At 72.8% G+C, this 14,498-nt stretch carries 10 protein-coding genes and 2 pseudogenes; 11 read left to right on the forward strand and 1 reads right to left on the reverse strand.

What is annotated here, in order from left to right; translation table 11 throughout:
• The first annotated feature begins 304 nt into the window (after positions 1–304).
• From ACFRCR_RS10030 to galK, 11 genes and pseudogenes are all read left to right on the forward strand, one after another.
• Complete coding sequence (locus ACFRCR_RS10030) at positions 305–1,369, forward strand: secretion protein HlyD (protein WP_377677201.1); 1,065 nt, start codon at positions 305–307, stop codon at positions 1,367–1,369.
• Positions 1,366–2,253 (forward strand): ABC transporter ATP-binding protein, encoded by an 888-nt coding sequence (locus ACFRCR_RS10035; RefSeq protein WP_377677202.1) that lies wholly within the window; start codon positions 1,366–1,368, stop codon positions 2,251–2,253. Before ACFRCR_RS10030 ends, ACFRCR_RS10035 begins: the two co-directional genes overlap by 4 nt.
• On the forward strand, positions 2,250–3,449 hold the full coding sequence (locus ACFRCR_RS10040) for an ABC transporter permease (RefSeq protein ID WP_377677204.1): 1,200 nt from the start codon (positions 2,250–2,252) through the stop codon (positions 3,447–3,449). Before ACFRCR_RS10035 ends, ACFRCR_RS10040 begins: the two co-directional genes overlap by 4 nt.
• Before the next feature lie 196 nt (positions 3,450–3,645).
• Positions 3,646–3,912, forward strand: a complete 267-nt coding sequence (locus ACFRCR_RS10045; RefSeq protein WP_377677206.1) for a hypothetical protein — start codon at positions 3,646–3,648, stop codon at positions 3,910–3,912.
• Positions 3,913–3,992: 80 nt separating this feature from the next.
• Positions 3,993–4,970, forward strand: coding sequence for a hypothetical protein (locus tag ACFRCR_RS10050; RefSeq protein ID WP_377677208.1), 978 nt, complete (start codon positions 3,993–3,995; stop codon positions 4,968–4,970).
• The gene (locus ACFRCR_RS10055; protein WP_377677210.1) at positions 4,967–6,619 is read left to right on the forward strand and encodes a hypothetical protein; all 1,653 of its coding nucleotides are present in this window, start codon (positions 4,967–4,969) and stop codon (positions 6,617–6,619) included. Before ACFRCR_RS10050 ends, ACFRCR_RS10055 begins: the two co-directional genes overlap by 4 nt.
• Positions 6,620–6,768: 149 nt before the next feature.
• The gene (locus ACFRCR_RS10060; protein ID WP_377677218.1) at positions 6,769–7,425 is read left to right on the forward strand and encodes an ABC transporter ATP-binding protein; all 657 of its coding nucleotides are present in this window, start codon (positions 6,769–6,771) and stop codon (positions 7,423–7,425) included.
• Entirely contained in the window at positions 7,422–8,711 is a 1,290-nt protein-coding gene (locus ACFRCR_RS10065) for an ABC transporter permease (RefSeq protein ID WP_377677212.1), read from the forward strand. Before ACFRCR_RS10060 ends, ACFRCR_RS10065 begins: the two co-directional genes overlap by 4 nt.
• Before the next feature lie 160 nt (positions 8,712–8,871).
• A complete protein-coding gene (locus ACFRCR_RS10070; protein WP_377677214.1) occupies positions 8,872–9,726 on the forward strand; it encodes a DeoR/GlpR family DNA-binding transcription regulator in 855 nt (284 codons plus the stop codon).
• Positions 9,723–10,904: pseudogene (gene galT / locus ACFRCR_RS10075) on the forward strand (galactose-1-phosphate uridylyltransferase); the annotation flags it as partial. The gene ACFRCR_RS10070 and the pseudogene galT, both read left to right, overlap by 4 nt.
• Positions 10,905–10,973: 69 nt before the next feature.
• Positions 10,974–12,206 (forward strand): annotated as a pseudogene (gene galK / locus ACFRCR_RS10080) (galactokinase); the annotation flags it as partial.
• Here galK and ACFRCR_RS10085 read toward each other — a convergent pair.
• A complete protein-coding gene (locus tag ACFRCR_RS10085) occupies positions 12,183–14,384 on the reverse strand; it encodes an MMPL family transporter (RefSeq protein ID WP_377677216.1) in 2,202 nt (733 codons plus the stop codon). The pseudogene galK and the gene ACFRCR_RS10085 overlap by 24 nt on opposite strands.
• Positions 14,385–14,498 lie beyond the last annotated feature (114 nt).

Consider the following 14,498-nt stretch of genomic DNA (forward strand, 5'->3'; position numbering starts at 1 on the left):
CCGGAAGGGCGGGCCCTCGTCGCGTCCGGTGACGGAGCCCCGGCACGGCCGGCCCCCGAGCCCGACCGTGCCCGGCGGCGAGCCCGGAGGTCCCGTCGGGTGAACCTGGCACACCCGTCCCGGGTGTAGTGTGCGCTCATCGTTCGTCAGAAGCACGACCAGTGCCGGTCGCCCAGGGGGGCATCGACAACGCATCACGGCAGGAACCACACCTGATCGTGATCTTCTGCGCAGACATCTCATACCTGAGGTGGATACGCGGGCCGAACCGGCCCCCCTAGGCTTCCCGGAGCATGCCAAGACCTTGAGCTTCCTGCTCATCGGATTCACCTGGAGACCTGCCGTGGGCGTCACCCGCCGGATCATCTTCCCAGCCCTTCGCATCGTGATCTGGGCGGTGATCGCCGTCACCCTCGTCGTGATCGCCTTCAAGTCCGCCCCGCAGGCCGAGGGCGACACCGAGTCCCCCTCAGCAGTGGTGACGTTGCCGCAGGTGGCCGTGGCCAAGGGGCCCATCACCAACACCGTGACCCTCACGGGCCAGGTCGTCGCGGACCCTGCGAGCGCGGAGAAGGTCACGCAGCTCGGCAAGGTCACGGCGGTGCACGCCAAGGTCGGCGACGTCGTCGCGGTCGGCGCCCCGCTGCTCGAGGTCACCCTCGAGACGCCGCAGGAGCCGCTCGTCACCACGAACAAGGAGACGGGCGAGGAGAAGGTGACCGAGCGCAAGCCCAAGGTCACCAAGACCACCATGAAGGCCACGACGGCCGGGACGGTCGCGACGTTCAGCGCGATCAAGGACCAGGAGGTCGCGGTCGGCGACACGTTCGCGACGATCTCCCCCGGCACGCTGTCCGTGTCCGCCTCGATGCTCCCCGAGCAGCAGTTCCGCCTCCTCACGATCCCCACCGAGGCGACGGTCACGGTCACCGGCGGACCTGCGCCCTTCACATGCACCGGTCTGCGCATGGGGACGGCCGCCGCGGCACCCGCGGAGGGTGCGGACCCGACGGGCGCCGAGCCCGGTGCGACACCGTCCGCGTCGATCACGTGCGCCGTCCCCGGGGACGTGACGGTCTTCGCGGGGCTCGCGGCCAAGCTCGAGGTCACCGCAGGTTCTGCGGAGGACGCGCTGCTCGTCCCCATCACCGCGGTCCAGGGCTCGGTCGAGACGGGCAACGTCTGGCTCGCGGGCGAGGAGGGCGGCGAGCCCGTCGAGACGGCCGTGAAGCTCGGCATCACCGACGGCTCCCAGGTGCAGATCGTCGAGGGCCTCGCCGAGGGCGACCTCGTGCTGCAGTTCGTACCCGGCCAGGACGTCGCCCCGGTCGACGAGGGCATGATGATGTACGGGGGCTCGGTCGGATGAGCCTGCTCGAGCTGCACGGCGTGACCCGGTCGGTCCGCCTGCCCGACGACCGGATCCTGGAGATCCTGCGCGGGATCGACCTCACGGTCGACGCGGGCGAGCACGTCTCGATCGTCGGCCGGTCCGGGACCGGCAAGTCCACGCTGCTCAACATCCTGGGGCTGCTCGACACCCCCACGGCGGGCGACTTCCTGCTCGACGGCGTGCCCATCGGTCGGCTCTCGGGGCGGGTGCGCGCGCGCCGGCGCGGCGCCGACTTCGGCTTCGTGTTCCAGCAGTTCAACCTGCTCCAGGCGCGCACGGCCCTCGAGAACGTCGCCGCTCCCCTGCTCTACGCCCAGGGCAAGCAGTTCTGGGCCCGCAAGCGCCTCGCGGCGGAGATGCTCGAGCGCGTCGGCCTCGGCGACCGCCTCGACACCATGCCGGAGAAGCTCTCGGGCGGCGAGCAGCAGCGCGTCGCGATCGCTCGAGCACTGGTCCGCGGGCCTCGCGTCATCCTCGCCGACGAGCCCACGGGGGCCCTCGACGTCGACACGGGTGGCGAGGTCATGGACCTGCTCGACACGATCGCCCAGGAGAACGGGTCCGCACTGATCGCCATCACGCACGACCTCGCGGTCGCCTCGCGCGCCAAGCGTCACTTCCGGCTCGCCGAGGGCGTCCTCACGCCCATCGCGATCGGTGCCCGCAGCGCGGGCTCGCTCGACGGCCTGGGCTCCCCCGTGGAGCACGTGCCCGACGGCGAGGATCACCAGGCCGAGCACGTCGCCGTCACGCTGGGCACGGTCGCGTCCGCTTCCTCGGCAGCGGCCGAGCCGGCCGCCGCTGCTCGCCCCGGCACCGGGGTGGACGGGCTCTTCGGCGACTCGGTGGTGGCCTCGTGACCGGCTTCTTCGGCGCCCTGGCCGAGGCGTGGGACGAGCTGCGGGTCCACAAGCTCCGGGTGCTGCTCGCGCTCATCGGGGTGGCCGTGGCGGTCTGCGCGATCACCACCATCACCGCGGCGGGCGACATGCTGCGCCAGGTGTCGGCCGAGGCCAACGAACGCTGGAGCGGCCGCCCCGCGACGCTCAGCGTCTCGGCGTACCCGACGGGACAGGAGATCCCGGGCGTCGAGGAGTACGTCGCTGCCTACGAGGACATCACAGCCCGCTACGAGGTCGAGTACTCGTCCATGGTCATGTGGTCCGAGACGACCTTCCGGTTCCCCGGCGGGACCATGCCGACGCAGACGAACGCGGTCAGTGCCGACTGGGCCACCATGCACCGCTTCGTAGTGGACGGCGGCCGGTGGTTCACCGAGAGCGACGCCGACAACCTCTCCCCCGCGCTCGTCGTCAACCAGGCGTTCCTCGACGCGCTCGGCCAGCGTATCGAGGACCATCCGACGATCACGATCGGCGGCGAGAACCCGGTCGAGGCCACGGTCATCGGCTCCTACGCCAACACCTGGCCGGACGAGCCGCCGGCTGCGTACATGCTCGTCGAGTCCAAGCTGCGATGGAGCACCCCCGAGTCGCTCATGAACGCGGGCCCTCCGTCGCTCGAGCTCTGGGTCCCGACCGACACGGTCGACGCGCTCACCGAGGCGGTCCGCCGTGACCTGTCCGGTGCCATCGCCGGGGCGCAGGTCGACGTGTCCCGCATGGACAGCCCGGACATGAACATGATCGACGGGGCGACCAAGTGGGTCATCCTGGGCGTGAGCGCGGTCGCGCTCCTGCTGGGTGGCCTCGGCCTGGTCAACATCGCGCTCGTCACGGTGCGCTACCGGATCCGGGAGATCGGCATCCGCCGCAGCTTCGGGGCGTCCTCCGGGCGGGTCTTCTTCTCGGTGCTCATGGAGAGCGTCGTCGCGACCGTCGTGGCGGGCGTCGTCGGGGTCTCGCTCGCGATCGTGATCCTGCACAACGTCCCGCTCGACACCATGATGGGCTCGCGCGTCCAGGACCGGCCGGGCTTCCCGGTCTCCGCCGCTGTGACCGGCATGGTCGCGGCGGTCAGCGTGGGCGCCCTCGCCGGTCTGATCCCCGCGCTCGTGGCGGTCCGGGTCAAGGTGATCGACGCCATCCGGTACTGATCCGACGCTCCTGGGAGGGCGTGCCGCACCGCTGCGCACGTCCACCCAGGAGCCCGACGAAACACCGCGGGTGAGACCGCGCGCAGTGTCGACACGATTGTCCTAGGGGGGACACCGCATGAACCTACCGTCATCCACCCGACCGTTCGGGCCTGGGTGCGCCCGTCGAGCGCCCGCGAGGGCCTCGCAGACCTCCGTGGCGCCGATCGAGGTCGGGATCGGGCCCCCGCTCACGACCGCCCACGAGCAGCGGCCCGACGGCATGTCCGGCACCGGGATCGTCGGCTTCAGCCACCCCGACGACGTACCGCAGTCGGGCGTCTCCGGGTGCGACACCGACTTCTCGACCGTCCAGAGCGCGCCCCTGGACCGCGAGACGGACCTCCTTGCGTGGAAGCACGAGCGCGTCGAGCAGGCGGTCACCCAGCTCGAGAAGGTCTCGGGACGGACCTCCACCCCTTGAGCGCGTCCGACGGGCCGCCTCCGGGCTCGCCGCTCCTCGCGCGTCAGTCCACCCCTCCCCACCGAACGAAGGAAAGCACCATGCGTCGACCCTCGACACGGCCCGCCGCGATCACGGCACTGAGCCTCACCGGGATGCTCCTGCTCACCGCCTGCGGGGGCGGCACCGACGCTCCCTCCGCCGACGAGGACAGCCCGCTGACCGCGTTCTACGAGTCCATCAGCGGCGACCTCGACTCGGAGGCGCAGCAGAAGAAGTGGGAGGAGCAGAACCGCAAGACCGAGGAGCTCACGGCCGCCTGCATGGTCGAGCAGGGCTTCGAGTACATCCCGGTCGACCGCAGCGCCGGCATGGTCACCTTCGACGAGGACGAGCACGACCCGGAGAAGTACGCCGCCGAGTACGGCTACGGCATGACCATCTACCAGGAGCCGACGGAGGAGCAGCAGGCCGAGATGGACTCGTACGTCGACCCCAACCAGGCGTACCTGGAGTCGATGTCCGAGACCGAGATGAACGCCTACTACGAGGCCCTCTACGGTGCCATGAGCTCGGCCGAGCCCGACGAGAACGGCGAGATGCCGCAGTTCACCCCGGAAGAGATGGGCTGTCAGGGCATCGCCCAGGACGAGGCGAGCGGTGGCGAGCAGGAGCTCTGGGAGTCCGAGGAGATGACCGCGTTCAACGACGCCGTCACCGCGCTCTACGAGGACGTCGAGAAGTCGCCGAAGCTGACCGAGGTCGCCGCGAAGTGGTCCGACTGCATGGCAGAGGCCGGATTCGACCACGCCACCCCGCAGGCGGCCATGGACTACTTCATGGAGGCGTCCAACGCGCTGTACGACAACGAGACCGGCGAAGGCCCCGGCGAGGACGAGCTCACCGCGCTCCAGGAGGAGGAGAAGAGCACGGCCGTGGCCGACCATGCCTGCCAGGAGAAGGTCAACTACCAGGACGTCCACCGCACGGTCCAGTTCGAGCTCGAGAAGACGTTCGTCGACGAGAACAAGGACCTCCTGGACCGCGTGGCCGCCGCGTACAAGGAGCTCGAGAAGTGAAGCTCTCTCGCTCCCGCGGGGACCGCGCCACCGGCGCACCGGTGACCGACGTCGAAGGCGCGCAGACGGGCGACGCGGGCACAACCGCACCGACGCCCGGGGCCGGGCTGCGGGGCCACCGCCTCATCTGGCTCGTCGCGGGGGTCGCCGTGCTGAGCCTCCTGGCGGGCATCGTCGTGAGCCGCCTGGTCGTCTCGCCCGCCCAGGCCGCCGCCGACGCGAAGGCGCCCGCGGCCGGGCTCATCACCGTCCCCGTCGAGAAGAAGGTCATCGCGAACGACGTGACGCTGCGCGGGGACGTCAAGTACGACGACGCCGTCCAGGTGAAGGTCGAGACCGCCGACCTCGGCGGCCCCGCGGTCGTGACCGGGCAGGTCCCCGAGCTCGGGGCCGAGCTCGGGCAGACCTCGGTCGCGCTGGAGGTCTCGGGGCGTCCGGTCATCGTCCTCCCCGGCGACCTCCCTGCGTACCGGACCCTGCGGGTCGGGGTCTCCGGGCCGGACGTCGCCCAGCTCAAGGCAGCGCTCACCGCCGTCGGGATCAACCCGGGCAACGGCGCCAGCGACATCTACGACGCCGCGACGGCGACCGCCGTCGACAAGCTCTACGCCAACGTCGGGTACCCGTCGCCGACGAGCGGCGACGACGCCAAGGACGGCGTGGAGTCGGCGGCCCGCGGGGTCAGGGACGCCGAGGAGGCGCTCACCTCGGCCCGCGCGGAGCTCTCGTCCTCGAAGGGGGGCGCGACCGAGGTCGAGAAGCTGACGGCGGACAACGCCGTGCGGGAGGCCGAACGGAACCTGGCCGCCGCGCAGGCCGGCACGCCGGACCCCGCGGCCGAGCCCGGGACCGCGCCCGAGCCCGGGGACGTCGCGGGTGCCCAGGACGCGCTCACGCTCGCGCGCGCGGAGCGGGCCGCGCTCGACAAGCCGAAGGACGTCGCGGCACAGACGGCTGCGGTCACGAACGCGCAGCGTCAGCTCGACGACGCCAGGAAGGCCCTGGGCGAGGCCCGCACGGAGACGCTGACCGCGCTGCCGGCGAGCGAGGTGCTCTTCCTCTCCAGCCTGCCGCGACGCGTCGACGAGGTGCTCGTGGAACGTGGCGCGACCGTCTCGGGACCGGTCATGGCCGTCTCCGGAGCGACTCTCGTCATCGAGGCGTCGGCCGGTTCGTCCGACGCGGAGCTCCTCGCCCCCGGGGCCAAGGCGACCTTCGTGCTGCCGGACGACTCGCAAGGGGCGGCGACCGTGACCTCCGTCGAGGCCCGCAAGGCCGATGCCGAGGGCGGGGAGTCGAACGCCGACGCGAAGAAGGGCGCCCGCTTCACGGTCTCGCTCGCACCGGACGCACTGACGCCGGAGCAGATCACCCTCCTGCAGGGGAGCAACGTCCGACTCACGATCCCCGTGAGCTCGACGGCCGGCGAGGTGCTCGCCGTGCCGCTCGCGGCACTGACCGCCGGACCTGGTGGCGAGTCGCGGGTCGAGGTCCTGCGCGGCAGCCCCGGTACCGAGAGCACCGGCACGAAGGACCGGGCGACCGACCTCGTGCCGGTGAAGACCGGCCTCGCTGCCGGCGGGTTCGTCGAGATCGTCTCGTCCGACGATCCCCTCGAGCCCGGTGACAAGGTGGTGGTCGGCAAGTGACCGGGGAGATCGACTGGCTCGGCCTGAACGGCGGACCCCCCTCGTCCGTCCTCGACGAGCCCCCGGGCGCGCTCACGGCACCGGCCGACCACGAGGAAGGCACGGGGCCAGGCACGGCGGCGGACGCCCCGCCCGCGGTCGTCGAGCTCGTGGACGTGACCCGGAGCTTTCCCGGTCCACCCGTCGTGGACGCCCTGACCTCGGTCGACCTGCGGATCGACCCGGGCGACTACGTGTCGATCATCGGACCGTCCGGGTCCGGCAAGTCGACGCTCCTGAACCTCCTGGGGCTCCTGGATCGCCCTACCTCCGGGGACTATCTGCTGGACGGCGTGTCGACCGGTCACGCGTCCGAGTCGGTGCGCTCTGCCCTGCGGGGCGGCCGGATCGGCTTCGTCTTCCAGTCCTTCCACCTGCTCCCGCACCGCACGGTGCTCGACAACGTCCTCCTCGCGACGCTGTACAGCGGCGTGCCCCGGGGGGAACGGCAGGAGCGTGCGCGGGCGGCGCTCGATCGCGTCCACCTGTCACACCGGGTCGACTTCACGCCGACCACGCTCTCGGGCGGCGAGCGTCAGCGTGTCGCGGTCGCCCGTGCCGTGGTTGCGAGCCCGCACCTGCTCCTCGCCGACGAGCCGACGGGCAACCTGGACTCGACCAACTCGGTCGAGATCATGGAGCTGTTCGACGAGCTGCACGCCGACGGGCTCACGCTCGTCGTCATCACCCACGACCCGGCGGTCTCCGCCCGGGCACAGCGTCGCGTGCGCATCGCCGACGGCCGGCTCACGGAGCTCGACCGATGAGGGCGTTCGACGCGGTGAAGGCCCGTCTGCCTGGTCGGGCGGCGAAGGAGCGGATCCACCGCGGCCGGGCTCGCGACCGGTTCAACGCCCGCGACCTCTTCGCCGAGGCCGCGCACGGAATCGGCGCCCGCCCCGGGCGCCTGGTCCTGACGATCCTCGGTACGGTCCTCGGCATCGCGTCGGTCGTGATCACGGTCGGGCTCGCACAGACCGCCGCGGGCCAGATCAGCCGCCAGTTCGACGCCGTCGCCGCGACCCAGGTCGTCATCACCCCGGCGAAGGCCGGCACCGGGGACGAGGCGCGCCCCAAGGGGCGCATCCCGTGGGACGGCGCGGACCGAGTCGCCCAGGTCAACGGGGTCGTCGCGGCCGGGCTCGTCGCCCCGGTCGACATCGAGGACCGGCGGGTCACCGCCGTCCCGGTCAACGATCCCTCGGTCGCCGAGAAGGCCAGCCCCGTGGTGGTCGCGGGCTCAGACGGTCTGCTCGACGCCGTGCGGGGGCAGGTCGTGGCAGGGCGCTTCTTCGACAGCGGCCACGACGCGCGCAGCGACCGGGTCGTGGTGCTGGGCGAGCGCGCCGCGGAGCAGCTCGGCATCAACCGCGTCGACAGCCAGCCGTCGATCTTCATCGGCGAGGACGCGTACACCGTCATCGGGATCTTCGGCGACGTGAAGCGACGGGCAGACCTTCTCGACGCCGTGGTGCTCCCGGTCGGCACCGCGCGTCAGGACTTCGCCGTGGGGGCGCCCGACGAGCTGCAGATCCACATCGAGACCGGCGCCGGTTCCCTGGTCGCGGAGCAGGGCCCCGTCGCTCTCGACCCCAACGCGCCCGAGTCCTTCAAGGCCCAGGCACCGGCGAGCGGCACTGCGCTCCAGGAGAACGTCCAGGCGGACATCAACGCGATCTTCCTGGCGCTGGGCGGGATCGCCCTGCTCGTGGGTGGCCTCGGGATCGCGAACGTCACCCTGCTATCGGTGATGGAACGGGTCGGGGAGATCGGTCTGCGTCGTGCCCTCGGCGCGACCAAGCGGGACATCGCCGGGCAGTTCGTCGTGGAGTCCGTGGTCATCGGGCTGCTCGGCGGCCTGGTCGGTGCGTCGCTGGGGGTGTTCACGGTGGTGATCGTCTCGGTCGCCCAGGAGTGGACCCCCATCCTCGACATCCGCATGGCGATCGGTTCGGCTCTCCTGGGCGGCGTGATCGGCCTGCTCGCGGGGACCTATCCCGCGCTCAAGGCCGCGGCGATCGAGCCGATCGCCGCGCTGCGCGGGGGCCTCTGACCCCACGGCGCGCCGGCTGACGGCCGGTCACCCGGACGGGTGACCGGCCCTCGTCGTTCGACGGGGCGGGGACGGTCCGCGTCCGTCACCCGGAAGCTCGCACCCGACACCCGCATGTTCAACATTGTTCGCTTCTGTTCGAATGTGTCACCATGGTTGCATGCTCGCCTCCCAGCGCCACGAACGCATCCTCGCGGGCCTCCGCGACCACGGTGCCGTCCGGATCGCCGACCTCACCCAGGAGCTCGGCGTCTCCGACATGACGGTCCGCCGCGATCTGCTCGAGCTCGCCGACCAAGGACTGCTCCGCAAGGTCCACGGTGGCGCGGTCTCGCCGCAGGCCACCTCGCACGAGCCAGGGTTCGAGGCCAAGAGCACGCTCTCGCTCGACGAGAAGCGAGCGATCGCGCGCACGGCCGCGCGCCTCGTCTCCCCCGGGTCCTCGATCGCCCTGTCCGCGGGCACCACGACGCATCTCCTCGCCGTGGAGATCGCGGCGGACACCGCCCTGCGGCCGCTGACCGTCGTGACGAACTCGCTCCCGGTCGCCGACGCCCTGCACCGTGCGGGCGACGCCCGGCTCGAGACCGTGCTCACGGGAGGCTCCCGGACGCCGTCGGACGCCCTGGTCGGGCCCCTCACCGAGGCCGCGCTCGCGAGCCTGCGCGTCGACCAGACCTTCCTGGGCGCGCACGGCGTGAGCGTCGAAGCCGGCCTGACGACGCCGAACCTTGACGAGGCCGCGACCAACCGCGCGCTCGTCGCGATCGCCGGGCGGACGGTCGTCCTGGCCGACCACTCCAAGTGGAGCACCACGGGCCTGAGCGTCTTCGCCCGGCTCGACCAGGTCGACGTCCTCGTGACCGACGACGCCCTCCCCGCAGCCGACCAGGAGACGGTGCGCGACGTCGTCGGGCAGCTCGTGGTCGCCACGCGCGACGAGACGCCCCACCCGACCCGGCCCATCCCGAACCCATCCACCCCCGCACCCCAGGACGGTCGTACCCCCCGATGAACCAGCACCTGCGCCGCACCCCGACCCGCCTGGCCGACGGCCGCGAGCTCGTCTACTTCGACGACTCGCCCGCGTACGTCACGGGCGAGCGCACGCGTCGGCTCGACGACCCCCGCCCGCTGGGCGACCGGTTCGCCGCCGTGGCCGGCCCCGACGGGCACGAGCACCCCTACACGGGCCCCGAGATGCGTCTCGACCCGCTCTCGGGCGACTGGATCCCGATGGCCGCGCACCGCATGAACCGCACGTTCCTGCCCGCTGCGGACTCGTGCCCGTTGTGCCCGGCCCGCCCCGGCGCGGCCTACTCGGACGGCGAGGTCCCCGACACCGACTACGACGTCGTGGTCTTCGAGAACCGCTTCCCGTCACTGCAGTTCGTGCCGGGCGTCTCCGATGCCGAAGGAGCGCTCGAGGGCGAGAGTAGCCTCGAGACCCGTGCCCCGGCGTCGGGCCGTTGCGAGGTCATCGTCTTCTCGAGCGACCACTCCTCGTCGTTCGGCGCGCTGCCCCCGCAGCGAGTGCGCACCATCATCGACGCGTGGGCCGACCGCACCGAGGCCCTCGGGCGTGAGCCGGGCGTCGAGCAGGTCTTCTGCTTCGAGAACCGGGGCCAGGAGATCGGCGTCACCCTGCACCACCCCCACGGTCAGATCTACGGCTACCCGTACCTCACGCCCAGGACGCGCGCGATGCTCGATCAGGCCCGCGCCCACCACGAGCGCACGGGCGGCAACCTGCTGCGCGACGTCCTCGACGCCGAGCTCGCGGACGGCCGTCGGGTCGTCCTGGAGACCGAGCACTGGGTCGCCTACGTGCCCTTCGCGGCCAGGTGGCCCGTCGAGGTGCACGTCGCGCCGCGCCGCGACGTGCCCGACCTGCCCGCGCTCACCGACGCCGAGCGGGACGACCTCGCGGTCACCTACCTCGAGCTCCTGCGCCGCCTCGACCTGTTCTTCGAGGGGCCGGGTGGCACGCCCGTCACCCTGCCCTACATCGCCGCCTGGCACCAGGCCCCGGTGCGCGAGGGACGCGACCTGTCGCGCCTGCACCTGCAGGTCTTCTCGGTCCTGCGCGCGCCGGGCAGGCTCAAGTACCTCGCGGGCTCGGAGTCGGGCATGGGCGCGTGGGTCAGCGACACGACCCCCGAGCGGATCGCGGCGCGCCTGCAGGCGCTCGCCCCGGCCCCGGCGGCACAGTGGGTCGAGTCCTGGCCCGACGACGTCGGCGCGGACCGCGTCCGGCGGGCCTTCTCGGAGGCGTTCCCGGCCGAGGACGCGGGGGACGTCCGCGTCTACGCGGCCCCCGGCCGCGTCAACGTCATCGGCGAGCACACCGACTACAACGCCGGGCTGTGCCTGCCCGTCGCGCTCCCCCACCGCACGTACGTCGCACTGCGCCCCCGGGCGGACTCGGTCGTGCGCCTCGCCTCGGCCCAGGAGCCCGGCGCCGCGTGGACCGGGCGGCTCGAGGACGTCGCACCGGGGGCCGTGACCGGCTGGGCCGCGTACGTCGCCGGGGTCGCGTGGGCTCTCGGACAGCACCTCGAGGCGACGGGCGGGTCCGCGGCGCAGGTCCCCGGCTTCGACGCCGTGGTCGACTCGTGCGTGCCCTACGGCGCGGGCCTGTCGTCGTCGGCCGCGCTCGAGTGCTCGGTCGCGGTCGGCATCGACGACGTCGCCGGCCTGGGTCTCGCGGCCACCGACGCCGGGCGAGCGACGCTCGCGGCCGCGGCGATCCGCGCCGAGAACGAGGTCGCCGGCGCCCCGACGGGCGGCATGGACCAGTCGGCCTCGCTGCGCTGCGCCCCGGGTCATGCGCTGCTGCTCGACTGCCGCCCGGGGCTCGACCCGACCGGCGCCGTCGAGCAGATCCCGTTCGACCTCGCGGCCGAGGGGCTCGCGCTGCTCGTGATCGACACCCGGGCCGAGCACGCCCTGGTCGACGGCCAGTACGCGCAGCGACGGGCGACGTGCGATGCGGCCGCCGCGACCCTGGGGCTCACGAACCTGCGCGAGCTCGCGGACTCGGTCATCGCCACCGCGGCGGGAGCCCCGAGAGGCGACGCGGCGTTCACCGACGCCCTCGACGAAGCGCTCGACCGCCTGCCCGACGACGTCTCGCGCCGCCGCGTCCGGCACGTGGTGACCGAGATCGCCCGGACCCAGGACCTGGTGTCGCTGCTGCGCGCGGGGCGGGCGTCCGACGTCGGGCCGCTGCTCGACGCGTCCCACACGTCCCTGCGCGACGACTACGAGGTCTCCGCGACCGAGCTCGACGTCGCGGTCGAGGCCGCACGCGACGCGGGTGCCCTGGGAGCCCGCATGACGGGCGGCGGGTTCGGCGGGTCGGCCATCGCGCTCGTCCGGGCCGACCGTGCCGAGGCCGTCGCGGACGCCGTGGCCGCGGCCTTCTCCCGTGCAGGGCTCGGCGCGCCCGGATTCCTGCTGGCCGTGCCGTCAGCCCCGGCCGGCGCCTGCTGACGTCCCGCTGCCCACGAGCGTGCGCGGCGAGGCCCCCTCGCCGCGCACCTCGTCCGGCCCGACGCCACGGCCGGGGCCGGTGCCGGGGCGTGTACGCCCGCCCGGGAACCACCAGTTCCAGCGGCCCAGCAGCGACATCGAGGCCGGGAGGAGCAGTCCGCGGACGATCGTGACGTCGAGCAGGACGGCGACCGCCATCCCCACCCCGATCTCCTTCATGGCCACGAGGTCGCCCAGCGCGAATCCCGCGAACACGATCCCGATCGACACGGCCGCGACCGTGATGACGGGCCCCGACGCCACGATGCCTGCCAGGACCGCGCGGTCGTTCGCGCGGCGGTCGTCCCCCGTCCGACGGCGCCACTCCTCGGCGATGCGCGCGAGGAGGAAGACCTCGTAGTCCATCGACAGGCCGAACAGAAAGACGAACAGCAGCGCGGGACTCGTGGCGTCGATCGTGCCCGTGGGCTCGAAGCCCAGCAGCCTCGCCCCCCAGCCCCACTGGAAGACCGCGACCAGCACTCCCAACGACGCGGTCAGCGCGAGCAGGTTCAGGACCAGCGCCTTGAGCGGGACCACGATCGACCGGGTGAGCCAGCCCAGCAGGAGCATCGCCGGCAGCACGACCACGGCGAACGCCCAGGGCAGCCGGTCGCGCGACTGCTGGGTCGCGTCGACGAGCTCGGCCGCGGGGCCCGCGACCTGCATCGAGAACGGGACATCCATCGTCTGGACGTGCCGAACCACGGCCTGCGCCGCCTCACCCGTCGCGGTGCCCGCCGGGGTGACCTCGGCGACCGTCACGTCGGGCGGGAAGTCGGTGAGATGCTCGACGTCCTCGACGCCGGGCAGCGCGTAGACCGCGTCGAGGAACGACTGGACCTCGGGATCCTCGACGGGCGCCCTCAGCACGAGCTCGACCGGCTGGACGCCCAGGATCTCGAAGTCCTGCTCGATCCTCTCCTGCGCGACCCGCTCCGGCGTACCCGGCGGCAGGGACCGCGCGTCTGAGGCACCCAGCGCGAGCGACGCCAGGGGTGCGCTGAGGAGCAGGAGGACCGCGGCCGACCCGAGCGTCACGGCCACGGGGCGCCGCTGCGCGAACGCCGCGGACCGCGCGAGCAGACCGGGGCCGTGACCGGTGCGGCGGCGGGCCCAGGTCCGGGTCCGCGGGGCCGGGATCGACGCGTGCAGCACGGCGACCAGGGCCGGCACGAGCGTGAGCCCGGCGAGCGTCGTGAGCCCGACCACGAGCAGGCCGCCCAGCGCCATGCTCGCGAGCAGAGGGTCCGCCAGGACGAGGAGCCCACCGAGCGCCGACGCGACCGCGAGCCCCGAGACGAGGACCGCCCTGCCCGCGGTCGACACGGTCCGGGCAAGCAGCTCGTCGAGCGCAGCCCCGGGCGCCGCCTCGCGCTCCTGCCGGAACCGCACGATCACCAGGAGGCTGTAGTCGACGGCCAGGCCGAGCCCCAGCAGCGTCACGACGTTGACCGCGAACTCGCTCACGGGCACCGCGCCGGCGAGCGCGCTCAGCGCGAGGAGGGAGGCGGCGATCGACGCGAGCGCGGCGACGATCGGCGCCAGCCCGGCCCGCAGGCCACCCAGCACGAGCACCAGGACGACGCACAGCACCACGAGGGCGACCGACTCGCCCACCACGGCGTCGGCGGTCGCGATGTCGGCGAACGTCCGCTCGGCCATGAGCTCACCGCCCACGACGACCTCGGGGGCGTCGATGGTCCGGAGGGCGGCCGCCACACGGTCACCGACCTCGAGCGCCTGCTCGTCCGTGAGGTCGTGGTCGAGCTCGACCACGACGAGCGAACCGAGCCCGTCGTCCGAGATCAGGCCACCGGACGTGAAGGCGTCCGAGACCTCCAGCACGCCCGGGATCTCACGGACCTCGTGCATCACGCGGCTCCCGCTCTCGACGAGGGACGGCGTGAAGAAGTCGACCCCGCCGACGACCGCCGTGAGCGTCTCGCCCTGGGGGTCGAGCTCGTCGAGCAGGGCCTGGGCCCGGGCCGACGGTGCGCCGGGCGGCAGGCTGTCGACCGTGGTCGTGCGGTCGAAGACCCCGCCACCGATCACCGCACCCAGCAGGGCGAGCGAGCCCCACACGGCGAGGACGGCGATGCGGTGCCGGGCCATGACCCGTCCCAGGTGCGCGAGCATGGGTCGACTACCTCTCGACGACACGGTGGGACGTCGTCGTCGACGCCCCGGCAGATGGTGACAGACGCTGCACCGCCGCGGCAAACGAGGCTGGGCCTGTGGTGCGGGTGCGTG

This window comes from Oerskovia sp. NPDC056781, from assembly GCF_042789955.1.
In the GTDB taxonomy this organism is placed as follows: Bacteria; Actinomycetota; Actinomycetes; order Actinomycetales; family Cellulomonadaceae; genus Oerskovia; species Oerskovia rustica.